We start from the raw sequence: 23,388 nt of genomic DNA, 5'->3' as shown, positions 1-23,388 counted from the left end.
TCAGCGGCGCCCACGGGCCGCGCGGGGCGCCCGGCGGCCCCGCGGTCACCCCCGGGCCGCCCCAGGCGCTCAGCGGCGCCCACAGGCCCCGTCAGGGCCGCGGAGCCGCGTGCCCCACTGCTCCTCGACTATTGCTCGGCTACTCCTCGACGAGCAGCCCGCGGCGCAGCCGTGACAGCGTGCGCGTGAGCAGTCGCGACACGTGCATCTGGGAGATGCCCAGCTCGTCGCCGATCTCGGCCTGCGTGAGGTTGCCGACGAAGCGCAGCGCCAGGATGGCCCGGTCGCGCTGCGGCAGCCCGGCGATCAGCGGCTTGAGGGACTCGACGTACTCGACGCCCTCCAGGTCGTGGTCCTCGTAGCCGATCCGGTCGGCGAGCGCGCCCTCCGGGTCGTCCTCGGCGGGCTGGGCGTCGAGCGAGCTGGCCGTGTAGGCGTTGCTCGCGGCCATGCCCTCGATGACCTCCTCCTCGGGGAGGTCCAGCCGCTCGGCCAGCTCGCGCACGGTGGGGGTGCGGTCCAGCCGCTGGGCCAGCTCGTCGCCCGCCTTGGCGAGGTCGAGCCGCAGTTCCTGGAGGCGCCGCGGGACGCGTACCGACCAGCTGGTGTCGCGGAAGAAGCGCTTGATCTCGCCGACGATCGTCGGCATCGCGAAGGTCGGGAACTCCACCCCGCGGCTCAGCTCGAAGCGGTCGATCGCCTTGATCAGACCGATCGTGCCGACCTGGATGATGTCCTCCATCGGCTCGCTGCGGGTGCGGAAGCGGGCCGCGGCGAACTTGACCAGCGCGAGATTGAGTTCGACCAGGGTGTTGCGTACGTATGCGTATTCCTGCGTGCCTTCTTCCAGGCCGTGCAGGCGGGCGAAGAGCGTCTTGGACAGGGCGCGCGCGTCGACCGGTCCGATCTCGTCGTAGGGGGGAATCTCCGGGAGCCCCTCAAGCCCCTCGCTTTGCTCCAGCGCTTGGTTCTCGTGATCCAGGCCGAGCCGGGGTGCCATCTGCTCCTCCTTGCGTGCGGCGGTCGGGCTGTGCCTCTGCCGTACCTCCACCCCTACGCCTGTTGTCCGGGGCGTCGCAAGTTCTCCGTCCGTCCTGGGTGTTTTGTCCGCATGTCATCGACTGCGCCGGGTAGGCGCCCGGTCATCGTGGGTGACCTCCGGCGTCCTGTCCAGGGCGGTGGTGCGCCGGTTCGCCGCGGGCGACTACCGTGCCACCCGGGAAGCGCGTAATCTCGTCAATCGCGTCACCACGAAGGGCGAAGGAGCGCACATGGACCGCGAGGCGGTCGGCACCGCAGGCCTCGGCAGGCTGCGGGTCGGGGTCGTGCAGCACGACCGCACAGCGGTCCTCACGCCTGCGGGCGAGCTGGACCACCACACCGCTGACCTGCTCAGCGAGCCGCTGGAGGCGGTCATCGACGCCGGTGCCCGGCGTCTGGTGGTCGACTGCTCGCAGTTGGAGTTCTGCGACTCGACGGGGCTCAACGTGCTGCTGGGCGCGCGGCTGCGGGCCGAGGCGCAGGGCGGCGCGGTGCACCTGGCCGCGATGCGGCCGACCGTCGCCCGGGTGCTGGAGATCACCGGCGCCGACGTGGTGTTCACGGTGCACGAGACATTGGACCAGGCACTTCGCGAGTAGCCGGAGCGGCCGGGGGGCGGACGGCGCGACGGGTGCCGTACGGGTGCCCGAGCTTTCCTGGACGCGGGACGTGTTCCGGGAGATCCTTCGGGCAGAAGACAGGACGGACCCAGACGTACATCCGTGAGGTGAGGCCTTGATGAGCACGACCCGGCCCTACGCCGCGGACGACCGTGGTCCGGAGACGGGCGCAACCGGCCGGAACGGGGGTACGGACACCGTGGACCCCGACAACGCGCGGCGGTTGCCGCTCACCGGCGAGAGCGGCATCGTGCCGAGGGCCAGGGACTTCACGCGGCAGGCACTGCACGACTGGGGGTGGCTGCCCGCAGCCAGCGGTGACCGAAGAGCGGCCGCGGAGGACGTCCTCCTCGTGGTCTCCGAACTGGTCACCAACGCCTGCCTGCACGCGGGTGGCCCGGAGGAACTGCTGCTGCGCCGCAGCCCCAAGTCGCTGCGCCTGGAGGTCGTCGACGGCGGCCCCGGCGATCCCGCCCCGCGCACCCCGCACCGCGCGGGCCGCCCCGGCGGCCACGGCATGTTCATCGTCCAGCGCCTGTGCCTCGACTGGGGCGTGGTGCGCAACGCCGACCGCCCCGGCAAGACCGTCTGGGCCGAACTCGCCGTCCCCTCCTGACCCCTGGCGTTTCTTCTTACGCGACCGGTCCGCCACCCCGCACTGCGCCGCGCTCCGCACCGCCGCCACGCCCTCCGTGCCGCGGCCGCGGACCCGGCCTCCTGCCACGGCGTGGCAATATGCCGCGCCGTCACCTCACCCCCGCAGCGCGCGGGCCAGGGCGTCGAGGGCCGCGGGGTAGCCGCCCTCGCCCGGGGTGCCGTAGCCGACCACCAGGCCCTGCGGGCGGCCCGGCACCTCCGGGGCGTGCCAGTGCCCGCCCAGCGTGCCGACGGCGAGCCCCCGCGAGGCCGCCGCCCGCAGCACCTCCGCCTCGCCGGGGCCCTCCGGCGGCAGCCCCAGCAGCGCGTGCAGGCCCGCCGCGACACCGCGGACCTCGGCGCCCCCTGCGCCCGCGAGCCGGGCCACCAGCAGATCCCGGCGGCGCCGGTAGCGCAGCCGGGCGGCGCGCACGTGCCGGTCGTAGGAATGGCTGCCGATCATGTCGGCGAGCGCCAACTGGCCGACCGCGCCGGTGTGGTAGTCGCTGTAGAGCTTGGCCTGCGCGACCGGCTCCACCAGGTGCGCGGGCAGCACCATCCAGCCGAGCCGCAGCGCGGGCCCGAGCGTCTTGGAGGCGGTGCCCAGGTACACCACCTGCTCGGGCGCCGTGCCCTGCACCGCGCCCACCGGCTGCCGGTCGTAGCGGAACTCGCCGTCGTAGTCGTCCTCCACGACCAGGCCGCCGGTCCGCCGCGCCCAGGCGGTCAGCGCGTGCCGCCGGGAGGGGTGCAGGGGGACGCCCGTCGGGTACTGGTGCGCGGGCGTGACCACGACCGCGTCCGGCCCGTCCGCCCCCGCGTCCTCCGGCGGCCGGGCGCCCGACGCGTCGACCGGCAGCGGCACGACCCGCCCGCCGGCCCGCCGCACCACCTCGCGGTGGAAGGGCAGCCCCGGGTCCTCCATGCCCACCACGGGACCGCCGGGCCGCCCGCCCCCCGCGCCCAGCACCCGCACCAGCAGCGAGAGCCCCTGCACATAGCCGGAGACGACCACGATCCGCTCCGGGTCCGCGGCCACCCCGCGGGTCCGCCCGAGGTAGCCGGCGAGCGCGCCGCGCAGTTCGGCGGTGCCCCGCGGGTCGCCGTAGTCGTAGCCCGCGGACGGGGCGGCGGCCAGCGCGCGGCGGGTCGCGCGCAGCCAGGCCGCGGTGGGGAAGGCGGTCACGTCGGGGCTGCCCGGCCGCAGGTCGTGCCGGGGGCGGGGCGCCGCCGCCGAGCGCCCGGCCGGTGCGTCCCGCGCATCCTGCGGGCGGGGCGCCACCACCGTGCCCGAGCCCTGCCGGGCGGTCAGGTAGCCCTCTGCGGTGAGCTGGTCGTACGCGGCCTTGACCGTGCCGCGCGACAGGCCCGTCTGCTCGGCCAGCCGGCGGCTCGACGGCAGCCTGCTCCCCGGCGCGAGCCGCCCGGCGCGCACCGCCTCGCGCAGCGCCCGCTCCAGCGCCGCGCGCCGCCCGTACGCCCCGCCGCCCGCCTCAGGGTCCGGGCGCGGGCCGAGGTCCGGACGCAGGTCCAGGTGCAGATCGACCCCGGCGGCACCCGCCCGGCCACGCGGCGGCACCTTTGCGCCGGGCTCCGGCTCAAACCCCGAAGTGGGCCAGGATTCATCCATGGAAGTGGACCTTATCCCGGGTCCACTGCGCCCGTACCGTCGACGGCATGAGCACTGAGACCACCCTCCCCGAAACCGCCGCCGCCCCCGCGTCCCCCCTCGTCGTCCCCACCGTCCGGCTCGCCGTCGACCGCCTCGTCCCGCACGTCAACCGCGCCATGAACGCGCTGGACGCCGCCGCTCGCCAGGTCAGCCTGGAGGCCCCGCTGCTGGAACTGGTGCGGGCCCGCGCCTCGCAGCTCAACGGCTGCGCCTACTGCGTCGACACGCACACCAGGGACGCCCGGGAGGGCGGGGAGAGCGAGCAGCGGCTGTACGCGCTGCCGGTGTGGCGCGAGACACCGTTCTTCACCGCGCGCGAGCGGGCCGCGCTGGAGCTGACCGAGGCGGTCACCCGGCTCGCCGACGGCCACGTCCCCGACGAGGTCTTCGCGCGCGCCGCCGGGGAGTTCGAGGAGGTCCAGCTCGCCGAACTGATCTGGGCGATCACCGTCATCAACGCCTGGAACAGGCTCGGCGCCACCGCCCGCCCCTGGCCGCTGGCGTCCTGACCTCGGCACGTCCGGGGCCGCCGCCGTGTCCCGCGCGCGCACCGCACGGGGGCCGCGCGCGGGGCGGCGGCAGCGGCCTGTGTACCACCACCTCGCGCCCCCGGGGCGCGGACTACCATCAAGCCCATGACCCGCGTACTTCTGGCCGAGGACGACGCATCCATCTCGGAACCCCTCGCGCGCGCCCTGCGCCGCGAGGGCTACGAGGTCGAGGTGCGCGAGGACGGACCCGGCGCGCTGGAGACGGCGCTGCTCGGCGCCGTCGACCTGGTGGTGCTCGACCTGGGCCTGCCCGGGATGGACGGCCTGGAGGTGTGCCGGCGGCTGCGCACCGAGGGCCACACCTTCCCGGTGCTGGTCCTGACCGCGCGCGCCGACGAGGTCGACACCGTGGTCGGCCTCGACGCCGGGGCGGACGACTACGTGACCAAGCCCTTCCGGCTCGCCGAACTGCTGGCCCGTGTCCGGGCCCTGCTGCGGCGCGGCACGACCGAGCCCGCGCAGGCCCCGACGCACGGCGTGCGGATCGACGTCGAGTCGCACCGCGCCTGGATGGGCGACGACGAACTCCAGCTCACCGCCAAGGAGTTCGACCTGCTGCGGGTGCTGGTGCGGGACGCCGGCCGGGTGGTGACTCGTGAGCAGCTGATGCGCGAGGTGTGGGACACCACGTGGTGGTCCTCCACCAAGACCCTCGACATGCACATCTCCTGGCTGCGCAAGAAGCTGGGCGACGACGCGGCGAACCCGCGGTACATCTCCACGGTGCGCGGGGTCGGTTTCCGGTTCGAGAAGAACTGACGCGCGGCACCCGTGCGCCGTCGTCTCATCTCCTCCACGCTCGCCGTGGTGCTGGCGGTCATCGCCGTCTTCGGGCTGTCCCTGGTGCTGGTGGAGTCGCGCACCATCGAGAGCAGCGCGCGCGACGGTGTCGAGTCCGAGGCGGTGCGGCTGGTCGGGATCGTCGAGAACCGCATACTGGCCGGTGAGAGCATCGACGCCAAGGGCCTGGACCGGCAGATCGCCGCGGACCGCTACGCCGTCGTCCGGGTGCCGGGCCGTCCGCCCGTCACCCTCGGCAAGCGCCCGCGCGGCGACGCCATCGCCTCCACCCAGCGCGGCGACCACGGCGAGTCCGTCACCGTGGAGCAGTCGCGCTCCACGGTCAGCCGGGAGATCTGGCGCAATGTGCTGGTGATACTGGCCGTCGCGCTGCTCGCCGTGCTGGCCGCGGTGGGCCTTGCGGTGTGGCAGGCGCGGCGGCTCGCCAGCCCGCTCAGCGACCTGGCGGCGACCGCCGAGCGCCTCGGCTCCGGCGACCCGCGCCCGCGCCACCGCCGCTACGGGGTGCCGGAGCTGGACCGGATCGCCGACGTGCTGGACTCCAGCGCCGAGCGCATCGGGCGGATGCTCACCGCCGAGCGGCGGCTCGCCTCCGACGCCTCGCACCAGCTGCGCACGCCGCTGACCGCGCTGTCGATGCGGCTGGAGGAGATCGTCGCCACCGACGACCAGGAGACGGTCAAGGAGGAGGCGTCGATCGCGCTCGGCCAGGTCGAGCGGCTGACCGACGTGGTGCAGCGGCTGCTGACCAACGCCCGCGACCCGCGCACCGGCTCGGCGGTCTACTTCGACCTCGACGAGGTCATCAAGCAGCAGGTCGAGGAGTGGCGCCCGGCGTACAGCAACGAGAAGCGCGCCATCGTCCGCTCCGGCACCCCGTCGCTGCGGGCGGTCGGCACGCCCGGCGCGGTGGCGCAGGTGCTCGCCACGCTCATCGAGAACTCGCTCATGCACGGCGCCGGCACGGTCGCCCTGCGCACCCGGGTGACCGGCAACCAGGCCGTCGTCGAGGTCACCGACGAGGGCCGCGGGGTGCCCCCGGACCTGGGCGCGCGGGTCTTCGAGCGCACCGTCAGCGGCCGCAACTCCACCGGACTCGGCCTCGCCCTGGCCCGCGACCTCGCCGAGGCGGACGGCGGGCGGCTCGAACTGCTCCAGCAGCGCCCGCCGGTCTTCGCGCTCTTCCTGGCCCGCGAGATGCAGCCCCCGCCGCCGCGCGAGGACATCGTGAGCTGAGGCCCGGGGCCGCGGCGGTCAGCGCGCCGAGCGCGCCCCGCCCTCGGTGCCCTCGGCCAGCAGCGACTCGGCCTCCTCCACCGTCTCGGCCATCGCCCGCTTCGCGGGCGCCACCCGGAAGACCCAGGTGCGGTAGGACCAGAAGCGGAAGAGGGTGGCCAGGCCCACGCCGAGGAACTTGAAGATGTTGCTCTGCAGCGTGCTGTCCCAGTGGAAGCCGTACGTCGCCACGTACAGGATGCCGTTCTCGATCACCAGGCCGACGCAGCTGAAGGCGAGGAAGAGCGCCATCTCGCGGGCCCGGCCCTCGCGGTCCCGGTCACGGTAGGTGAAGTACCGGAACCCCACGTAGTTGAAGACGATCGACACCAGGGTCGCGAGGACACTCGCGCGGACGGTCTGCAGGCCGGTGAGATGGCGCAGCAGGTTGTACACGCCGAAGTTCACCAGCAGGCCGGCCCCGCCCACCGCGCCGAACTTCACGATCTCGCGGTACATCAGCGCCAGCTGGGCGCGCAGCGCGTTGATTCCGCTCATGGTGATCGCTCGGCCCTGTCTGTAGGGGTCGTTGTGACGGTTGTGTGTCCTCATGCTAACGGGCCACGCCGGGCCACCGTGGAGCCGTCCGGCGTTCGGGCGCCCGTCGCACGGCGGATACCCTGGTAGGGCCCACCCCGGGGGATCCGCCCCCGCGCACCACCGGCAGGACGCATCGTGACATTCCCCGTAGTCGGCATGGTCGGCGGCGGCCAGCTCGCCCGTATGACGCACGAGGCAGGCATCCCGCTCGGCATCAGGTTCCGGATCCTCAGCGACACCCCGCAGGACTCCGCGGCGCAGGTGGTCTCCGACGTCACCGTCGGCGACTACCGCGACCTCGACACACTGCGGGCCTTCGCCCGCGGCTGCGACGTGATCACCTTCGACCACGAGCACGTCCCCGGCGAGCACCTGCGGGTGCTGGAGTCCGAGGGCGTCGTCGTACGGCCCGGGTCCGCCGCGCTGCTGCACGCGCACGACAAGGGCGTGATGCGCGCCCGGCTCGCCGAGATCGGCATCCCCTGCCCGCGCAACCGCATCGTCGCCGACCCCGCGGACGTCACCCGCTTCGCGGCCGAGGGCAGCGGCTACCCGGTGGTCCTCAAGACCGTGGTCGGCGGCTACGACGGCAAGGGCGTGTGGTTCGTGCGCTCCGAGGCCGACGCGGCGGACGCCTTCAAGGCGGGCGTCGACGTGCTCGCCGAGGAGCGCGTCGACTTCGTGCGCGAGCTGGCCGCGAACGTCGTGCGCTCCCCGCACGGGCAGGCCGTGGCCTATCCCGTGGTGGAGTCGGTGCAGGTGGACGGCGTGTGCGACACGGTGGTCGCGCCCGCGCCGGATCTGCCGGAGGAGCTGTCGGCGCAGGCCCAGCAGCTCGCCCTGACGGTGGCGCGCGAGCTGGACGTCGTCGGGCACCTCGCCGTCGAGCTGTTCGAGACCCGCGGCCCGGACGGCACACCGGGGATCCTCGTCAACGAGCTGGCGATGCGCCCGCACAACAGCGGCCACTGGACCATCGACGGCGCCGCCACCTCGCAGTTCGCCAACCACCTGCGGGCGGTGCTGGACCTGCCGCTCGGCGACCCGCGCCCGCGCGCCCGCTGGACGGTCATGGCCAATGTGCTGGGCGGCGACTACCCCGACATGTACGCGGGCTACCTGCACTGCATGGCCCGCGACCCCGGTCTGAAGATCCACATGTACGGCAAGGACGTGAAGCCCGGCCGCAAGGTGGGCCACGTCACCGCATACGGCGCCGACCTGCCCGCGGTGCGCGAGCGCGCCCGGCACGCGGCCGACTACCTGCGAGGGACGATCGATGAGTGAAGCGCCCGCCACGTCCGGTCCGAGCACCGCGGGGCCCGCGGTCGGCATCGTCATGGGCTCGGACTCCGACTGGCCGGTGATGGAGGCCGCCGCCGAGGCGCTCGGCGAGTTCGGCGTCCCCTTCGAGGTCGACGTCGTCTCGGCGCACCGCATGCCGCGCGAGATGATCGCGTACGGCGAGCAGGCCGCCGGGCGCGGGCTCAAGGCGATCATCGCGGGCGCGGGCGGCGCCGCCCACCTGCCGGGCATGCTCGCCTCCGTCACCCCGCTGCCGGTCATCGGCGTGCCGGTGCCGCTGAAGTACCTGGACGGCATGGACTCGCTGCTGTCCATCGTGCAGATGCCGGCCGGTGTGCCGGTCGCGACCGTCTCGGTGGCCGGCGCCCGCAACGCCGGACTGCTCGCCGTCCGCATCCTGGCCGCGCACGACACCGCCCTCCAGGACCGGATGCGGGACTTCCAGCAGTCGCTGAACGACCAGGCCACCGAGAAGGGCCGCCGGCTGCGCGGCAAGGTCGAGGGCACGGGCGGTTTCGGCTTCGGGCAGTAGCCGGCCGGGCGGGGCGGCCCGCATAGGGTGCGGTCATGGACTATCTCGCCCGCGCCCGTGACCTGCTCGCCGCCCATCCCGTCGTGGACGGGCACAACGACCTGCCGTGGGCGCTGCGCGAGCACGTCGCGTACGACCTGGACCGCCTCGACGTCTCCGCCGACCAGAGCGGCCTGCTGCACACCGACCTGCCCCGGCTGCGGGCGGGCGGCGTCGGCGGGCAGTTCTGGTCGGTGTACGTCTCCGTCGAGCTGTCCGGCGCGGACGCCGTCACCGCGACGCTGGAGCAGATCGACGTCGTCCGCAGGCTCGCCGAGCGCTTCCCCGACGACCTGGCGCTCGCGCTGACCGCCGACGACATGGAGCAGGCCCGCGCACAGGGCCGTATCGCGTCGCTGATGGGCGCCGAGGGCGGGCACAGCATCGACAACTCGCTGGGCGTCCTGCGGTCCCTGTACGCCCTCGGGGTGCGCTACATGACGCTCACCCACAACACCAACACCGCGTGGGCGGACTCGGCGACCGACGAGCCCGCCGCGGGGGGCCTGACCGCCTTCGGCGAGGAGGTCGTCCGGGAGATGAACCGGCTGGGCATGCTGGTGGACCTCAGCCATGTCTCGGCCGACACCATGCGCGCCGCGCTGCGCGTCACCGAGGCGCCGGTGCTCTTCTCGCACTCCTCGGCCCGCGCGGTGTGCGACCACGTCCGCAACATCCCCGACGACGTCCTCGCGGCCCTGCCCGGCAACGGCGGCGTGGCCATGGCCACGTTCGTGCCGAAGTTCGTGGCTCCCGCGGCCATCGAGTGGACGCTCGCGGCCGACGCCAACATGCGTGAGCACGGCCTGCACCACCTGGACACCACCCCCGCGGGGATGGCCGTGCAGCGGGCCTTCGAGGCCGCGCACCCGCGCCCGGTGGCCACCGCGGCGACCGTCGCCGACCACCTGGACCACATGCGCGCGGTCGCGGGCGTCGACCACATCGGCCTCGGCGGCGACTACGACGGCACCGCCTTCACCCCGCAGGACATGGCCGACGTCACCGGCTATCCGCAGCTCGTCGCCGAGCTGCTGCGGCGCGGCTGGTCCGACACCGACCTGGCCAAGCTGACCTGGGGCAACGCGGTGCGGGTGCTGCGCGACGCGGAATCCGCCGCGACCGCGATCCGGCGCCGCCGCGGCCCCTCGGCGGCGACCCCGGCCCGGCTCGACGGCTGACCGGCAGCGGCGGAGGGGATACGGGACACCGCCCCGGGCCCCTACCCGCGCCGCTCGGCCCGCATGTCCGGCCCGCGCGCTCAGCCCGCGCACAGGCAGAACGGATGCCCCGCGGGGTCGGCGTAGACGCGCCAGTTGCGCGAGCCGCCCAGGTCGTCCTCCAGCAGGGTCGCGCCGAGCGCGAGGACCTTCCGCTCCGCCTCGTCCATCTCGGCCCGCGGCACCCGCACGTCCAGGTGGAACTGCTGCGGGCGCTCGGGGTCGGGCCAGGCCGGCGGGCGGTGCCCGGTGGCGAGCTGGAAGGACAGGTCGGCGCCGTCCCCGCGCTTGAGGTCGATCCAGGTCTCGTCCTCCGCCTCCACCTCGCCGCCGAGCAGCTCGGCGTAGAAGGCGGCGAGCGCGGCGGGGTCGGGACAGTCGAGGACGACGGAGATCAGCCGGCCGATCATGGCGGGTCCTTTCAGCAGGTGTCGCCGCCCGGTCCGGGCGGCGCCGACCCGCCCCATCATGACGGGACCCACCGACAACCCGGCGGGTGGCCGGGCCGGGCTCGGCCTCAGGCGTTGGGGCGGCCCATCGCCCGGTAGGTCCAGCCCGCCTTGCGCCACAGCGCGGCGTCCAGGGCGTTGCGGCCGTCCAGCACGACGCGGCCGCGGGCGACCTCGGCGAGCGCGGCCGGGTCCAGCTCGCGGAATTCCCGCCACTCCGTCAGGTGCAGCACCACGTCGGCGCCGCGGACCGCGTCCAGCGCGGTGGGGGCGTAGCCGAGGGTGGGGAAGTGCAGCCGGGCGTTCTCCATGCCCTTGGGGTCGTAGACGGTGACCTGGCCGCCCTGGAGCTGGATCTGTCCGGCGACGTTGAGCGCGGGGGAGTCCCGTACGTCGTCGGAGTCGGGCTTGAAGGTGGCGCCGAGCACCGCGATCCGGCGGCCCAGGAAACCGGATCCCGGGCCCTGGGCGGAGACGGCGAGCGCCTCGCGGGCCATCTCCACCATCTGGGTGCGGCGGCGCATGTTGGTCGAGTCCACCTCGCGCAGGAAGGTCAGCGCCTGGTCGGCGCCCAGCTCACCGGCGCGGGCCATGAAGGCGCGGATGTCCTTGGGCAGGCAGCCGCCGCCGAAGCCGATGCCGGCCCGCAGGAACTTGGCGCCGATCCGGTCGTCGTAGCCGATCGCCTCGGCGAGCACCGCGACGTCGCCTCCGGCCGCCTCGCTGACCTCGGCCATCGCGTTGATGAAGGAGATCTTGGTGGCGAGGAAGGCGTTGGCCGCGGTCTTGACCAGTTCCGCGGTGGGGTAGTCCGCGACGACGAACGGCGTGCCTTCTGCGACGGGCGTGGCGTAAACCTCCCGCAGCAGGTTCTCCGCGTGCTCGCTGCGCACCCCGACCACGATCCGGTCCGGGTGCAGGGTGTCCTGCACGGCGAAGCCCTCGCGGAGGAATTCCGGGTTCCAGGCGAGTTCGGCGTCCGCGCCGGCCGGCGCCAGGGCGCTCAGCGTCTCCGCGAGCCGCGCCGCGCTGCCCACCGGGACCGTGGACTTGCCCACCACCAGCGCGGGCCGCCGCAGCAGCGGTGCCAGCCGCTCGAAGGCGCTCTCCACGTAGCTCATGTCGCATGCGTACTCGCCCTGCTTCTGCGGGGTGTTGACGCACACGAAGTGCACGTCGCCGAAGTCGGCGACCTCCTCCCACGACATGGTGAAGCGCAGCCGTCCGGTGGAGCCCTCGATACCGGCCACGTGCCGGGCGAGGATGTCCTCCAGGCCGGGCTCGTACATCGGCACCCGGCCCTGCGCGAGCAGCTCGATCTTGCGCGGGTCGATGTCGAGCGCGAGCACGTCGAAACCCAGCTCGGCCATGGCCGCGGCGTGCGTGGCACCGAGGTATCCGGTGCCGATCACGGTCAGCTTGAGAGGCATGGGCCGAGCATAGTCGGCACGCCCCCGGCCGAAGGAGGGGTGTGACCCGCCTTCCTGGCCGCCGCCGCGCCCCAGGTCACCACTGTGCTCACTCCCGGCGCTCACTCCCGGCTCACCCCCGTGCCCGCCCCGCACTCACCCCCGCGCTCCGAGTGGCGCGGGCCGGGAACGGGTAGGGGGCGCGGTGGTGGCCTTGTGCTGTCGTGAAGGTCACGTACGCCGGGCTGCGGAGGCGGCCCTAGGATCGTAGGATCAATCAGGTTACTTAACGGTAATTAGCACTCGGGGAGTGAGACTCTGTGGCCGGATCCTCCGACTTCGACCTTTTCCGGACCTCCGAAGAGCACGACATGCTGCGGGACGCCGTGCGCTCCCTCGCCGAGGCGAAGATCGCGCCCTTCGCCGCCGAGGTGGACGAGCAGGGCCGTTTCCCGCAGGAGGCCAGGGACGCGCTGGAGGCCAACGACCTGCACGCGATCCACGTGCCCGAGGCGTACGACGGGGCGGGCGCCGACGCGCTGTCGACCGTCATCGTGATCGAGGAGGTGGCGCGGGTCTGCGCGTCCTCCTCGCTCATCCCGGCGGTCAACAAGCTCGGCTCGCTGCCCGTGCAGCTGTCCGGCTCCGAGGAGCTGAAGGCGCGCTACCTCGGCGCGCTCGCCCGCAAGGAGGGCATGTTCTCGTACGCCCTGTCGGAGCCCGAGGCGGGCTCCGACGCGGCGGGCATGAAGACCCGCGCGGTACGCGACGGCGACACCTATGTGCTCAACGGCGTCAAGCGCTGGATCACCAACGCCGGGGTCTCCGACTTCTACACGGTCATGGCCGTGACTGACCCCGACAAGCGCTCCAAGGGCATCTCCGCCTTCGTGGTGGAGAAGGGCGACGAGGGCGTCTCCTTCGGCGCCCCGGAGAAGAAGCTCGGCATCAAGGGCTCCCCGACCCGCGAGGTCTACCTCGACAACGTCCGCATCCCCGCCGACCGCATGATCGGCGCGGAGGGCACCGGCTTCGCGACCGCGATGCGCACCCTGGACCACACCCGCATCACCATCGCCGCCCAGGCCCTCGGTATCGCCCAGGGCGCCCTCGACTACGCCAAGGGCTACGTGGCCGAGCGCAAGCAGTTCGGCAAGGCCATCGCCGAGTTCCAGGGCATCCAGTTCATGCTCGCCGACATGGCCATGAAGCTGGAGGCCGCCCGCCAGCTCACCTACTCCGCCGCCGCCCGCTCCGAGCGCGCCTCGGCCGGCAGCAAGGACGAGGACCTCACCTTCTTCGGCGCCGCGGCCAAGTGCTACGCCTCCGACGTGGCCATGTCCATCACCACCGACGCCGTCCAGCTCCTCGGCGGCTACGGGTACACGCGCGACTACCCGGTCGAGCGGATGATGCGCGACGCCAAGATCACGCAGATCTACGAGGGCACCAACCAGGTCCAGCGGATCGTCATGGCGCGGAACCTGCCCGCGTAGCAACTCTGTAACAGCCGAGGCGTGAGATGCGCGAAGAGCACCCTGCCCGGGTGCTCTTTGTGTGTCTGGGGTCGAGTTGTGGTCGGTTTGCGATCAATTGACAAGCCCGCGCGAGGACTTGTAGAGCTGTGGAAGCCATCAGCCGGACGGGGGCCGTCGTAGGAGCTGACCGGCGTCCACCACGCTTGTGATCCGATCCCGTGAAGGGAAGACGTGTCCATTAACCGCCGCACCGCCATAGCGGTGCGTTCCATAGGCGTCGCCTCCGCCGCTGCCGCTCTGGCGCTGGGCGTTGCAGGCAGCGCGTTCGCATGTTCCATCACCGAGTTCACGGCGTCCGCCGGGTGCGACAACGCCAACCACGGCTTCATCACCGTGGTCGACAAGGACAGCAGCACGGCCGTGGACATCACGGTCTCGCAGGGAACGACCCCGGTCGGCACCCAGACCGGCGTCAAGGGCACCCACAAGGGCACCGAGTTCACCTTCCCGGTGGAGTGGACGCCCAACACCGAGTACAGCGTCCACGTCGTGCGCTCCGCGGGCGGCAAGAACGCCGAGGTCGGCACCACCAAGGTGACGACCCCGGACAAGGCCTGCGCCACCGACACCCCGCCCGAGCAGGGCGGCAGCGGCGGCGACACCGGTGGCGACACGGGCGGCAGCCCGTCGCCGTCGACCAGCGCCACCGCCACGCCGACCGAGAGCGCCTCGGCCACGCCGTCCGCGAGCACCAGCGCCCCGGCCGCCCCGGTCGACGACACCAACGCGCCGAAGCCCGCCGCGGGCGGTCAGTCCAACCTGGCCGAGACCGGTGGCGGCAGCAACACCGGCATGATCGCCGGTATCGCCGCCGCGCTCGTCGTGGCCGGCGGTGGCACCGTCTTCTTCATGCGCCGCCGCAAGCCCGCCGCGCACAACTGACACCACCCGGCCGCACACACCGCAGCCCCGGACCCCCGTCGCAGGACGGGGGGCCGGGGCTGTCGGCGTACCGGGTGCCGGGCCGCTCGCGGGGCCCGGCGCGACACCGGCGGCGCTACTTGGCGGCGGTCACCTTGTCGTCGTTCTGCAGTTCGCCGAAGAGCGTCTTGGCCTTCGTCATGTCCCACTTGACGGCGTCGCCGTCGCTCGCCGTCCGGTAGTTGGCGTTGGATATCGGCACGGTCAGGGACTGGCCGTCGCCGCCGCTGACGCCCTTCATCGCGAAGAACATCGACGCGAGGTTGCGCAGGCTCATGTCCTTGTCGACGACCAGGGTGTCCAGGCCCGAGCCGATGACCGGGTAGAGCTTGAACGGGTTGAGGATCGTCCACGGCGAGGCCGCCTGGTGGGCGATGGCCGACAGGAACTGCTGCTGGTGCCGCATCCGGCCGAGGTCCTGGTCGGCCTCCTGGTGCCGCTCGCGGACGAAGGTCAGCGCCTGCTTGCCGTTCATCTTGACGTCGCCGGCCTTCGGGAAGTCCGCGCCGGACGCCTTGTCGACCAGCGGCTTGTCCAGGTGGATCGTCACACCGCCGAGCGCGTTCACCAGGTTGACGAAGCCCGCGAAGCCGATCTCCGCGTAGTGGTCGATGTGGATGCCGGTGTTGTACTCGACCGTCCGCGTCAGCAGCTCCGGGCCGCCGTCGGCGTAGGCCTTGTTGAGCTTGTGCTGCGAGGCGGGGTAGCGCTTGTGGGTGCGCGCGCCGGTGAAGGCGGGGATGGTCACGTAGGAGTCGCGCGGCAGGCTCAGCATCGTCGTGCCGTTGCTGCCGGTGTGCAGGATCATCATCGAGTCGGTGCGCTGGCCCTCGGCGGCGCCGGTGTGCAGGTCCTTCTCGTCCGCCTTGGTCAGCCCCTCCCGGCTGTCCGAGCCGACGATCAGATAGTTGGTGCCCTTGCCCGCGGCCGGGCGGTCCTCGACCTTGCTCAGATCGACCTCGCGCCGCACCTTGCCGTCGGCCCAGAAGTAGGTGGACACCGACACCACGATCAGCACCACGACCAGGCCGAGCGCGGTGTACGCGACCCGGCGCCGGGTGATCCAGCTCAGCCGGCCGCGCGGCCCGCCGGGGCCGCCGGGACCGGTGGACGGGGGGCCGTAGCCGCCGCCGTCCGGCGGTCCGGACGGCCGCGGGATCGCCCCCGGCGGCAGCCGGTCGCCGCGCTGCGGGGTGCGGGTCGGCTGCGGCGGGACCCCGCCTGCGGCGGCGGCCCGGCGCGGCGACAGTTCGGGCGGCAGCGGCGGCTCGTTGCGCCGGCGCTGCTCGGTGTCATCGCTCCAACCGTTCATCCCACTCATGTCGGCCAGTGTGCCCGGGTGCGGCGTGGGACCTTGAATCCAGGGCGGTTCTGTAGCAGACCCGATGCATTCGGCCACGAGCCGCAGCTGTTTCGTAACGGACATACAGTGGTGGTCATGATCCACGCATCCGAGGGCTCCGGAACCCCTGAGCCGCCCGCCCCGCCGCAGGTCACGCGGGGTGCCGGGAAGGCCGACGGCATACCCGCGGTCCCGGTCCTGCCCGGCAAGCCGACGTCCGCCGCCCGTATCACGCTGTCGCACATCATGAGCGCGCACGACACCAACCTGCTGGGCACCGTGCACGGCGGCGTCGTGATGAAGCTCGTCGACGACGCGGCGGGAGCGGTCGCCGGGCGGCATTCCGAGGGGCCCGCGGTCACCGGCGCGATGGACGAGATGGCCTTCCTCGAACCCGTCAGGGTCGGCGACCTGCTCCAGGTGAAGGCCCAGGTCAACTGGACGGGCAAGACCTCCATGGAGGTCGGTGTCCGGGTCGTCGCCGAACGCTGGAACGAGGCGGGACGGCCCGCCAAGCAGGTCGCGAGCGCGTATCTGGTCTTCGTGGCCGTCGACGCCGAGGGCCGCCCGCGCCTGGTGCCGCCCGTCGTCCCCGAGACGGCGGACGACCGGCGCCGCTGCCAGGAGGCGCAGATCCGGCGCACCCACCGGCTGGCCCGCCGCGAGGCCATCCTGGAGCTGCGCCGCGAGCGCGCCGCGGCCGACGCGCTGGACGACTGACCCGGCGGGCCGCGCCGGACGACCGGTCCGGCGGGCTCAGCCCGTCACGCGCACCCCACCCGGTCGCCGGTGAGCACACCGTCCTGCGGGCGCGTGCCCGGGTCCGGCGGCGGGGCGAGCACCGGCCGCACCCGGGCCAGCGCGAAGTCCGGCCCCAGCGTCACCCTCAGCACCGGGCCCAGCTTGGGAGTCGGCGCCAGTTGCGCGCCGGGCAGCGCCACCGCGAGCGCCTTCGCCGCGTCGCCGCGCTGCGGGTCGAAGCGGATGACCGTGTGGGGCACGTGGGCGTGCGCCGTCGCCGGGGTGCCGGTGGTGGCGAAGCCGGTGGCGTGCAGCGCCCGCTGGGTGTCCCCGGCGAGCCCCGGCACACCGGTGCCGTTCTCCACCGCGACCCGGACCGTCGCCGGGTCGACGGCGACGGGGGTCGCGGCGGGCGTCCCGGCAGGCGCGGCGGGGTCAGCAGGGGCGGGGGCGGCCAGCGGCCGGTCGGCGCGGACGTCCGCCCACAGCTTCCCGGCCTTCGCCGGATCCCAGCGCACCGTCGAGCCCAGGCCCGGCACCTCGACGCTGCTGCTGCTCAGCGGGACGGTGGTGTATTCCGACGAGCGCGGCGAGAAACCCTTCATGGCGCGGGCCAGGCCCAGCATGTCCCCGGTGTCCAAGCCCTGGTCGGCGCGTACCGAGCCGAGCACCGTGGAGACGACCTTGCTCAGCTTCAGCGGGTCGGTGAGCATGCCCTCGCTGGTGATCTTGCCCACGATCTGGGCGACGAAACGCTGCTGGCGCTGCATCCGCCCGAGGTCGGCGGCCGGGTCGGTGTGCCGCGAGCGCACGTACTGGAGGGCCTGCCCGCCGTTCAGGACGGTGGTGCCGGCCGGCAGGTTCAGGCCCGACCAGGGATCCTTGAGCGGCTTGGTGGTGCACACCGGGACGCCGCCGAGCACGTCCACGGTCTTCATGAAGCTCGTGAAGTCCACTTCCAGGTAGTGGTCGACGTGCACACCGGTGAGCTGCTCCACGGTCTGCACGGTGAGCTTGGGGCCGCCCTGCGCATAGGCCTGGTTGAGCTTGGCCGGGTGCGTCGCGGCGGGGGCGGCGGGCGGCCGGGGGTCGTGCCCGGCGGCGACTCGGGCGGCCCTGGCCGGGTCGCGCGGCGGGCGGGTGCCGGGCTCGGTGGCGGGGGAGGGGAGCAGGACGTAGGTGTCGCGGGGGATGCTCACCACGCTGGCCCGCGAGCGGTCCTGCGACAGGTGCACGAGCATGATCGTGTCCGTGCAGTGGCAGGGCGCTCCGCCGAGGTGGTACGCCTGCTTCTGCGCGGGTGCGAGGTCGTCGCGCCCGTCGGTGCCGACCAGCAGGAAGTTGGTGCCCTTGCTGCCGTTCGGCCGCCCCTGCATTCCGCCGAACGCGTCCACCCGGCCGATCGCGCCGCTCACCGAGGTGACGACCGTATGGCCCACCCCGCTCACCGTGATGACCAGCACCGCGAGCCCGCCCACGATCCGGGTGCTGAGCCGGACCGGCGGCCGCCGCCCCGGGCGCCCGCCCCGCGGCGCGGGCTTCGCGGGCACCGCCTGCCGCCCCCGCCCCCGCGGTGCGTGCGGCCGTACGGCGGTGGCGGGGTGTCGGCTGGTCGGCGGCACGGGAATCCCTCCCCAGCGGTACGGGCGGCTGGACCCGTTCAGGCTAGGGACAAATAGGACAGTAAGCCTTGCCCCCACGCGCTGGAGTCCCCCGTTGGCGGTAACGTTTGCCGCCATGAACGCCGTGAACACGCCCCCCGACCCCGCGCTCCCGGCCGTCTCCGTGATCATGCCGGTCCTCAACGAGGAGCGTCATCTGCGGAACTCCGTCCGGCACATCCTGGAGCAGGACTACCCGGGGGAGATGGAGGTCGTGATCGCGCTGGGCCCGTCGACCGACCGGACCGACGCCATCGCGGCGGAACTGGTCGCCGAGGACCTGCGGGTCCACACCGTGCCCAACCCCACCGGGCGTACCCCCGCCGCGCTGAACGCCGCGATCAAGGCCTCCCGGCACCCCGTCGTGGTGCGCGTGGACGGGCACGGCATGCTCTCCCCCGACTACATCGCCACCGCCGTCCGGCTGCTCGACGAGACCGGCGCGGCCAACGTCGGCGGCATCATGCACGCCGAGGGCGAGAACGCCTGGGAGGAGGCCGTCGCCGCGGCGATGACCGCGAAGATAGGGGTCGGCAACGCCGCCTTCCACACCGGCGGCGCCGCGGCCCCCGCCGACACCGTCTACCTCGGCGTCTTCCGCCGCGAGGTGCTGGAGCAGCAGGACGGCTACAACGTGGAGTTCATCCGCGCCCAGGACTGGGAGCTGAACTACCGCATCCGCGAGGCCGGCCACCTCATCTGGTTCTCGCCCGAGCTGCGTGTCTCCTACCGCCCGCGGCCCAGCGTGCGCACCCTGGCCAGGCAGTACAAGGAGTACGGGCGGTGGCGCCGGGTCGTCACCCGCTACCACCGCGGCTCGGTCAACCTGCGCTACCTGGCCGCGCCCGCCGCGCTGCTGGCCAATGCCGCCGGGATCGTCGTCGGCGCCGCGCTCACGCCGTGGGCGTTCGTGGTGCCCGTCGGCTACCTCGCCGCGATCACCGTCGGCTCGCTGCCGGCCGGGAAGGACCTGTCCGCCGCCGCCCGGCTGCGTATCCCGCTCGCGCTGGCGACCATGCACATGTGCTGGGGCTGGGGCTTCCTGACCAGCCCGCGCTCGCTGGCCCGCCGGGTCATCGCGAGCCGCCGCCCCGCGGTCCTGGCCGCCGCGCAGGAGACCGCGCCCGCGGACGCCTGACCTCGCGCTTCACACAGCAGGGGCCCGCCGGAAGCGTCCGGCGGGCCCCTGCTGCGCGTGCGCGTGCCGGGCTCAGCCCGCCCAGCGGTAGATCGGCTGGATCGGCATGCACTTGCTGTCGTCGGCGCCGTTGACCGCGTCGGCGTTGTCGGGCACCCCGCCCGCCTTCGGCAGTGTCGCGGCGTAGTCCGTGCCCTTGGTCCAGTCCGCGCCCACCGTGACGGTCACCGTCTGTGCGGTGGTGGAGGGCTTGACGTTGCTGACCGGGATCTTCAGCGCCTTGGCGACCGACGTGGCGTCCGCCTTGCCCTGGTCGCCGTCGCCCGCCGGGTAGACGACCGAGGTGCCGGGGCTGGGGGTCGTCTTCTGGCTCGGCTGGGCCTGGGTGAAGCCCGCGGTCTTCAGCGCGGTGGCGATGTCGGTCGCGCGGTGGTCGACCGCCTGCTTGCCCTCGGTGCCGGCCGTGCCGTTGACGACCGAGACCGGGATCGCCGCGGGGGCCGCGGCGGGCGGCCCGGACGCGGTGCTCGGCTTCGGGCTCGCGCTCGCGGTGCCGGGCGCCTTGGCCTTGCCGTTGGCGTCCATGGCGACGTCGTTGCGCATCAGCGACCAGACCGTGCTCGCGTTGTCGGCGGGCAGGTAGTGCGCGTCCGGGGCCTCCGGGTCGGCGATGTGCGGCATGGTCAGCATCGTCATCCGGTCCGGCGGGATGCTCTTGAGCTCCATGCCCAGGTCGTAGAGCTTCTTCGGGGTGCCGATCTCGGAGGACACCTCGAAGGCGCCCATCGCGGTGGTGGCGATCTTGTTCAGCCGGCTCGGGTTGGTGAAGAGGTTCTCACCGCGCAGCCTGCGGATGAGCGAGCTCATGTACATGTGCTGGGCCTCGGCGCGGCCGGCGTCGGAGCCGAAGGCGTCCCGCGTGCGCAGCCACTGGAGGGCCTGCTTGCCCTGGATGACGTGCTTGCCCTTGGTGAGCTTCAGGCCCGAGCCGCCGTGCTTGATGTACTTGGTGGGGCGGTCCCAGACGCTGTGCTGCACGCACACCTCGACACCGCCGAGCACGTCGGCCATCTTCACCACGCCGCCGAAGTCGATCATCAGCCAGTGGTCGATGTAGACGTTCGTCAGGTTCTGCACGGTGGCGAGCGTGCAGCCCGGTCCGCCACGGCCCAGTGAGGCGTTGATGATCGCGTTGACCGGCGGGTACGTCTTGTGGGTCTTGGGGTCCTCGCACTCCGGGATGTTGACCCGGGTGTCGCGCGGGATGCTCACGATCGACATGTTGCTGCGGTCCGCCGACAGATGGGCGATCATGATCACGTCCGCGCGGGCGCCCGAGCTGTCGGCCGCGCCGCCCAGCTTCTGGTCCTCCGCGCTCAGCCGGCTGTCGGAGCCGAGGATCATGATGTTCATCGCCGAGGTGCCGTTGGCGTTGGCCTTCGGTTTGGCGACCGTTGTCTTGCCGCTGACCCGCTCGCCCTTGCGGATCTTGCCCGACAGGTACTCGTAGTAGCCGAACGCCGCGCCCGCGGTGCCGAGCACCACGACCGCGAGGCCGATCGCCGTCCAGCGCAGCACCTTGCGCTTGCGGCTGCGCTGCTTGCGCCGCGGGCCGCCCCTGCGGTGACCCCCGGCGCGGTGGCCGGGTCCCGCGGGGGATTCCTCCGGGGCGCCGGCGGGGCTGCCGCCGTCGTCGTAGCCGTGGCGGCCGTAGCCGTCGTCGTCCCCGTCGAGGCCGCGGTAGCCGTCTTCGTAGCCGTCACGGCCGTCACGGCCGCCGGGTATGCCCCCGGGTATCCGGCCGGGGCCGGGGCCCTGGCCCGGGATGCGGCCGGGTGCCTGGTCGGGGGCGTGACCCGGACCGGGGCCGTACGGGCCGCGGGGGCCCGGCACCTGCCCGTGCTGCCGGCCGGGAGCGGGCTGCTGCGGCGGGTACGGCTGCCGGCCGTCCCCGTACAGGCTCTCGTCCCAACCGAGGTCACCGGGGTTCGGTACGGCCCCCTGGCCGCCACCACCCATTCCCCCGTCGCGCATGAGTGAACCCTCCCCCTATCCCTGTCGGTCGGAACTCGGTCGTCCTCCTCTCAGACGGCGACCGGGCGTCCGGAGTTGCATCTCCGGGCCCTGAGTTAACACGACCGGTATCACGGAAGGGTTTCGCGGGGGTGCCGTGGGGAACGTCACGGTCTGCCGCGGGCGCCGTCCCCGGGGCTACTTCACACAGGTGGCGTCGTCCGCCTGCGTCCTGTCCATGCCCGCCTCGTCGTCCGCGTCGGCGGCGTCCGGATCGGGTACGGGCACCCCCGCCCTGGTGAAGTCCGCGCCCAGGGTGAGCGACATGTCCGTCACCGCGGCCGTCCCCGGCGAGGGCTGCAGCGCCGAGCCGGGCAGCCCCAGCATCGCCGCGAGCGTACGGGCCTGGTCGGCCTGCTCGGGGGCGTAGACCAGCGTGGTGCGGGCGGCGGGGACGGGGGCGTTGCCGCCGTTCGCCGGGCCGCCGACGCCCTGGGTGCCGCGCAGCCAGTCCACCGTGCCGCGGGCGGCGCCGAGGATGCCGCTGCCGTTGTAGACCCGCACCCGCACGTCGGACGCCGGGGCCTTCGGGCCCACGAGCTTCGGGTCGGTCCGGTGCCTCCTCTTCTTGTGGCCGCTCAGCGACACATCGTCCTTGACCAGGGTGAAGAGCCGTTCCGCGCGCGGCCGGTCGACGACCACGGTGGCGTGCACCCGCTCGTTGGGGTTGTCGACGACCGGCAGGGTGACGAACGTGATGTGCTTGGTGTCCAGCCCGGACAGCCCCCGGGCCAGGCTCGTCAGCCGGGAGACGCTGCCGATCCCGGTGTCCACCGTGAGCGCCTTGGTCGCGGTGTCCGCGAGCGTGAAGAGCTTGCGCGGGTCGGTCAGGCTGCCGCTCGACTTGATCTTGCGGAACATGGCGGCGAGGAAGCGCTGCTGGAGCTTGATCCGGTCCAGGTCGCTCTGGTTGCGCAGCGCGTGCCGCGTCCGGACGAACTGGAGCGCCTGCTCGCCCTCGATACGGTGCCGGCCCGCCGCCAGGTCCAGATGCGACTTGGGGTCCACCAGCGGCCGGGCCAGGCACACGTCCACCCCGCCGACCGCCGTCGACAGCGTCTTGACCGCCTCGAAGTTGACCATCATGAAATGGTCGACGGGGATCCCGGTGAGCTGCCGCACCGCCCGCATCGTGCATCCCGGGTCCCGGCCCGCGACCCCCAGGCTCTCGTTGAACTTCGGCGTGGTCAGCCCCGCGGGCGTGCCGGGGATCGTCCGGAGCGTGCCGTCCGGCTGCCGCGTCGGGCAGTCCGGGATGGACGTGACGATGTCGCGCGGGATGCTCATGGCCGTCGCGTTGCTGCGGTCGGCCGAGACGTGGAAGAGGATCGTGGTGTCCGCGTGCCCGGTGTCGTCCGGGTCGCCGTATTTGCCGCCCAGCCCCTGGCGGCTGTCGGTGCCGATCACCAGCAGGTTGAGCGGGCCGTCGCCGAGCACGTCCTTGCTGCCCGCGTCGCCGACGTCGACGGTGGTCAGGTTGGCGTTGAAGTGCTCGTAGACCAGGTAGCCGCCGACACCGACGATCACCAGCACCAGCCCCATCGAGGCAGCCACCCACAGCAGCGCCTTCCTGCGCCGCGACAGCCGCCCGGACCGGCCCCGGGCCGCGCCCCTGCCCCTCCCCGGACCGCCGCTCCGGCCCTGCCCGCCGCGCCGGGACGGTCCCGCGGCGGGGGCCCGGTCGCGCGGACCCGGCACCCGGTCCGGGGGCGCCGCGGGCCGCGCAGGGGCGCCCACGGGCCGCCCGGTCTGCCGGGGCAGGCCGCGGGCCCGCCGCCGCCCCGGTGCGGGGGCGGCGGGGCGCCGCCGGTAGGGGCCGGCGGACGGGTCGCTCCGCCACCGGTCCGCCGGATCGATCTCGCCTCGGTCTTGCGTGTCCACGGT

At 73.4% G+C, this 23,388-nt stretch carries 21 protein-coding genes; 12 read left to right on the top strand and 9 right to left on the bottom strand.

All coding sequences use genetic code 11. From position 1 onward, the window contains the following. Window positions 1–139: 139 nt before the first annotated feature. A complete protein-coding gene (locus tag ACWERV_RS05275) occupies window positions 140–1,000 on the bottom strand; it encodes an RNA polymerase sigma factor SigF (protein WP_398177435.1) in 861 nt (286 codons plus the stop codon). 271 nt (window positions 1,001–1,271) lie between these two features. Between ACWERV_RS05275 and ACWERV_RS05270 the strand changes: the two genes are divergently transcribed. Together ACWERV_RS05270 and ACWERV_RS05265 are read left to right on the top strand one after the other, a co-directional pair. Continuing rightward, window positions 1,272–1,640 carry an STAS domain-containing protein gene (locus tag ACWERV_RS05270; protein WP_452929016.1) on the top strand — a complete coding sequence of 123 codons (369 nt, stop codon included), beginning with the start codon at window positions 1,272–1,274 and terminating at the stop codon, window positions 1,638–1,640. 139 nt (window positions 1,641–1,779) lie between these two features. Next, window positions 1,780–2,277: an ATP-binding protein gene (locus ACWERV_RS05265; protein ID WP_452929013.1), complete on the top strand. Its 498-nt coding sequence runs from the start codon at window positions 1,780–1,782 to the stop codon at window positions 2,275–2,277. A 135-nt stretch (window positions 2,278–2,412) separates the two neighbouring features. Here ACWERV_RS05265 and pdxR read toward each other — a convergent pair whose 3' ends face one another. Further along, window positions 2,413–3,927 (bottom strand): MocR-like pyridoxine biosynthesis transcription factor PdxR, encoded by a 1,515-nt coding sequence (gene pdxR / locus ACWERV_RS05260; RefSeq protein WP_452929010.1) that lies wholly within the window; start codon window positions 3,925–3,927, stop codon window positions 2,413–2,415. Window positions 3,928–3,974: 47 nt separating this feature from the next. On the opposite strand from pdxR, the gene ACWERV_RS05255 reads away from it, so the two are divergent. The 3 genes from ACWERV_RS05255 (at window position 3,975) to ACWERV_RS05245 (ending at window position 6,557) form a co-directional block, all read left to right on the top strand. Beyond that, a complete protein-coding gene (locus ACWERV_RS05255) occupies window positions 3,975–4,478 on the top strand; it encodes a carboxymuconolactone decarboxylase family protein (RefSeq protein ID WP_452929008.1) in 504 nt (167 codons plus the stop codon). Between the two features lie 126 nt (window positions 4,479–4,604). Then, window positions 4,605–5,279: a response regulator transcription factor gene (locus ACWERV_RS05250; RefSeq protein ID WP_031519470.1), complete on the top strand. Its 675-nt coding sequence runs from the start codon at window positions 4,605–4,607 to the stop codon at window positions 5,277–5,279. 12 nt (window positions 5,280–5,291) lie between these two features. Next, window positions 5,292–6,557, top strand: a complete 1,266-nt coding sequence (locus ACWERV_RS05245) for an ATP-binding protein (protein WP_398177450.1) — start codon at window positions 5,292–5,294, stop codon at window positions 6,555–6,557. An 18-nt stretch (window positions 6,558–6,575) separates the two neighbouring features. Here the strand turns inward: ACWERV_RS05245 and ACWERV_RS05240 are convergent, their stop codons facing one another. After that, on the bottom strand, window positions 6,576–7,094 hold the full coding sequence (locus ACWERV_RS05240) for a GtrA family protein (RefSeq protein ID WP_398177453.1): 519 nt from the start codon (window positions 7,092–7,094) through the stop codon (window positions 6,576–6,578). Between the two features lie 177 nt (window positions 7,095–7,271). Between ACWERV_RS05240 and ACWERV_RS05235 the strand changes: the two genes are divergently transcribed. From ACWERV_RS05235 to ACWERV_RS05225, 3 genes are read left to right on the top strand one after another with little or no spacing between them, the layout of a single operon-like run. Next, window positions 7,272–8,423, top strand: coding sequence for a 5-(carboxyamino)imidazole ribonucleotide synthase (locus ACWERV_RS05235; RefSeq protein WP_452929003.1), 1,152 nt, complete (start codon window positions 7,272–7,274; stop codon window positions 8,421–8,423). Beyond that, on the top strand, window positions 8,416–8,973 hold the full coding sequence (gene purE / locus ACWERV_RS05230) for a 5-(carboxyamino)imidazole ribonucleotide mutase (RefSeq protein WP_398177459.1): 558 nt from the start codon (window positions 8,416–8,418) through the stop codon (window positions 8,971–8,973). The genes ACWERV_RS05235 and purE overlap by 8 nt, the downstream gene beginning before the upstream one ends. A 35-nt stretch (window positions 8,974–9,008) precedes the next feature. Further along, window positions 9,009–10,193, top strand: coding sequence for a dipeptidase (locus tag ACWERV_RS05225; protein ID WP_398177462.1), 1,185 nt, complete (start codon window positions 9,009–9,011; stop codon window positions 10,191–10,193). Window positions 10,194–10,273: 80 nt separating this feature from the next. Here the strand turns inward: ACWERV_RS05225 and ACWERV_RS05220 are convergent, their stop codons facing one another. Both ACWERV_RS05220 and ACWERV_RS05215 read right to left on the bottom strand, forming a co-directional pair. After that, window positions 10,274–10,642, bottom strand: a complete 369-nt coding sequence (locus ACWERV_RS05220) for a VOC family protein (protein ID WP_398177465.1) — start codon at window positions 10,640–10,642, stop codon at window positions 10,274–10,276. Between the two features lie 107 nt (window positions 10,643–10,749). Continuing rightward, complete coding sequence (locus ACWERV_RS05215) at window positions 10,750–12,111, bottom strand: UDP-glucose dehydrogenase family protein (protein WP_452928999.1); 1,362 nt, start codon at window positions 12,109–12,111, stop codon at window positions 10,750–10,752. 299 nt (window positions 12,112–12,410) lie between these two features. Here ACWERV_RS05215 and ACWERV_RS05210 point away from each other — a divergent pair, with 299 nt between their 5' ends. Then, complete coding sequence (locus ACWERV_RS05210) at window positions 12,411–13,586, top strand: acyl-CoA dehydrogenase family protein (protein WP_398177470.1); 1,176 nt, start codon at window positions 12,411–12,413, stop codon at window positions 13,584–13,586. A 213-nt stretch (window positions 13,587–13,799) separates the two neighbouring features. Continuing rightward, the gene (locus tag ACWERV_RS05205; RefSeq protein ID WP_452928996.1) at window positions 13,800–14,510 is read left to right on the top strand and encodes an LAETG motif-containing sortase-dependent surface protein; all 711 of its coding nucleotides are present in this window, start codon (window positions 13,800–13,802) and stop codon (window positions 14,508–14,510) included. A gap of 115 nt (window positions 14,511–14,625) precedes the next feature. Here the strand turns inward: ACWERV_RS05205 and ACWERV_RS05200 are convergent, their stop codons facing one another. Beyond that, on the bottom strand, window positions 14,626–15,870 hold the full coding sequence (locus tag ACWERV_RS05200; RefSeq protein ID WP_452928994.1) for an LCP family protein: 1,245 nt from the start codon (window positions 15,868–15,870) through the stop codon (window positions 14,626–14,628). A gap of 267 nt (window positions 15,871–16,137) precedes the next feature. On the opposite strand from ACWERV_RS05200, the gene ACWERV_RS05195 reads away from it, so the two are divergent. Next, window positions 16,138–16,611, top strand: coding sequence for an acyl-CoA thioesterase (locus tag ACWERV_RS05195; protein WP_452929307.1), 474 nt, complete (start codon window positions 16,138–16,140; stop codon window positions 16,609–16,611). Between the two features lie 44 nt (window positions 16,612–16,655). On the opposite strand, the gene ACWERV_RS05190 is transcribed toward ACWERV_RS05195, so the two are convergent. Beyond that, window positions 16,656–18,260, bottom strand: a complete 1,605-nt coding sequence (locus ACWERV_RS05190) for an LCP family protein (protein WP_452929304.1) — start codon at window positions 18,258–18,260, stop codon at window positions 16,656–16,658. 109 nt (window positions 18,261–18,369) lie between these two features. On the opposite strand from ACWERV_RS05190, the gene ACWERV_RS05185 reads away from it, so the two are divergent. Then, the gene (locus ACWERV_RS05185; protein WP_452928992.1) at window positions 18,370–19,431 is read left to right on the top strand and encodes a glycosyltransferase family 2 protein; all 1,062 of its coding nucleotides are present in this window, start codon (window positions 18,370–18,372) and stop codon (window positions 19,429–19,431) included. A 72-nt stretch (window positions 19,432–19,503) separates the two neighbouring features. Here the strand turns inward: ACWERV_RS05185 and ACWERV_RS05180 are convergent, their stop codons facing one another. Both ACWERV_RS05180 and ACWERV_RS05175 read right to left on the bottom strand, forming a co-directional pair. Then, a complete protein-coding gene (locus tag ACWERV_RS05180) occupies window positions 19,504–21,465 on the bottom strand; it encodes an LCP family protein (protein WP_452928989.1) in 1,962 nt (653 codons plus the stop codon). Window positions 21,466–21,642: 177 nt separating this feature from the next. Then, window positions 21,643–23,385 carry an LCP family protein gene (locus ACWERV_RS05175; RefSeq protein WP_452928987.1) on the bottom strand — a complete coding sequence of 581 codons (1,743 nt, stop codon included), beginning with the start codon at window positions 23,383–23,385 and terminating at the stop codon, window positions 21,643–21,645. Window positions 23,386–23,388 lie beyond the last annotated feature (3 nt).

This window comes from Streptomyces sp. NPDC004031 (genome assembly GCF_053604375.1).
This window is presented reverse-complemented; position numbering and strand designations above follow the sequence as displayed.

Coding starts and splice junctions, on each gene's coding strand:
- ACWERV_RS05275 (WP_398177435.1), bottom strand. CDS start 1,000: ATGGCACCCCGGCTCGGCCTGGATCACGAGAACCAAGCGCTGGAGCAA.
- ACWERV_RS05270 (WP_452929016.1), top strand. CDS start 1,272: ATGGACCGCGAGGCGGTCGGCACCGCAGGCCTCGGCAGGCTGCGGGTC.
- ACWERV_RS05265 (WP_452929013.1), top strand. CDS start 1,780: ATGAGCACGACCCGGCCCTACGCCGCGGACGACCGTGGTCCGGAGACG.
- pdxR (WP_452929010.1), bottom strand. CDS start 3,927: ATGGATGAATCCTGGCCCACTTCGGGGTTTGAGCCGGAGCCCGGCGCA.
- ACWERV_RS05255 (WP_452929008.1), top strand. CDS start 3,975: ATGAGCACTGAGACCACCCTCCCCGAAACCGCCGCCGCCCCCGCGTCC.
- ACWERV_RS05250 (WP_031519470.1), top strand. CDS start 4,605: ATGACCCGCGTACTTCTGGCCGAGGACGACGCATCCATCTCGGAACCC.
- ACWERV_RS05240 (WP_398177453.1), bottom strand. CDS start 7,094: ATGAGCGGAATCAACGCGCTGCGCGCCCAGCTGGCGCTGATGTACCGC.
- purE (WP_398177459.1), top strand. CDS start 8,416: ATGAGTGAAGCGCCCGCCACGTCCGGTCCGAGCACCGCGGGGCCCGCG.
- ACWERV_RS05225 (WP_398177462.1), top strand. CDS start 9,009: ATGGACTATCTCGCCCGCGCCCGTGACCTGCTCGCCGCCCATCCCGTC.
- ACWERV_RS05220 (WP_398177465.1), bottom strand. CDS start 10,642: ATGATCGGCCGGCTGATCTCCGTCGTCCTCGACTGTCCCGACCCCGCC.
- ACWERV_RS05215 (WP_452928999.1), bottom strand. CDS start 12,111: ATGCCTCTCAAGCTGACCGTGATCGGCACCGGATACCTCGGTGCCACG.
- ACWERV_RS05200 (WP_452928994.1), bottom strand. CDS start 15,870: ATGAGTGGGATGAACGGTTGGAGCGATGACACCGAGCAGCGCCGGCGC.
- ACWERV_RS05195 (WP_452929307.1), top strand. CDS start 16,138: ATGAGCGCGCACGACACCAACCTGCTGGGCACCGTGCACGGCGGCGTC.
- ACWERV_RS05185 (WP_452928992.1), top strand. CDS start 18,370: ATGAACGCCGTGAACACGCCCCCCGACCCCGCGCTCCCGGCCGTCTCC.
- ACWERV_RS05180 (WP_452928989.1), bottom strand. CDS start 21,465: ATGCGCGACGGGGGAATGGGTGGTGGCGGCCAGGGGGCCGTACCGAAC.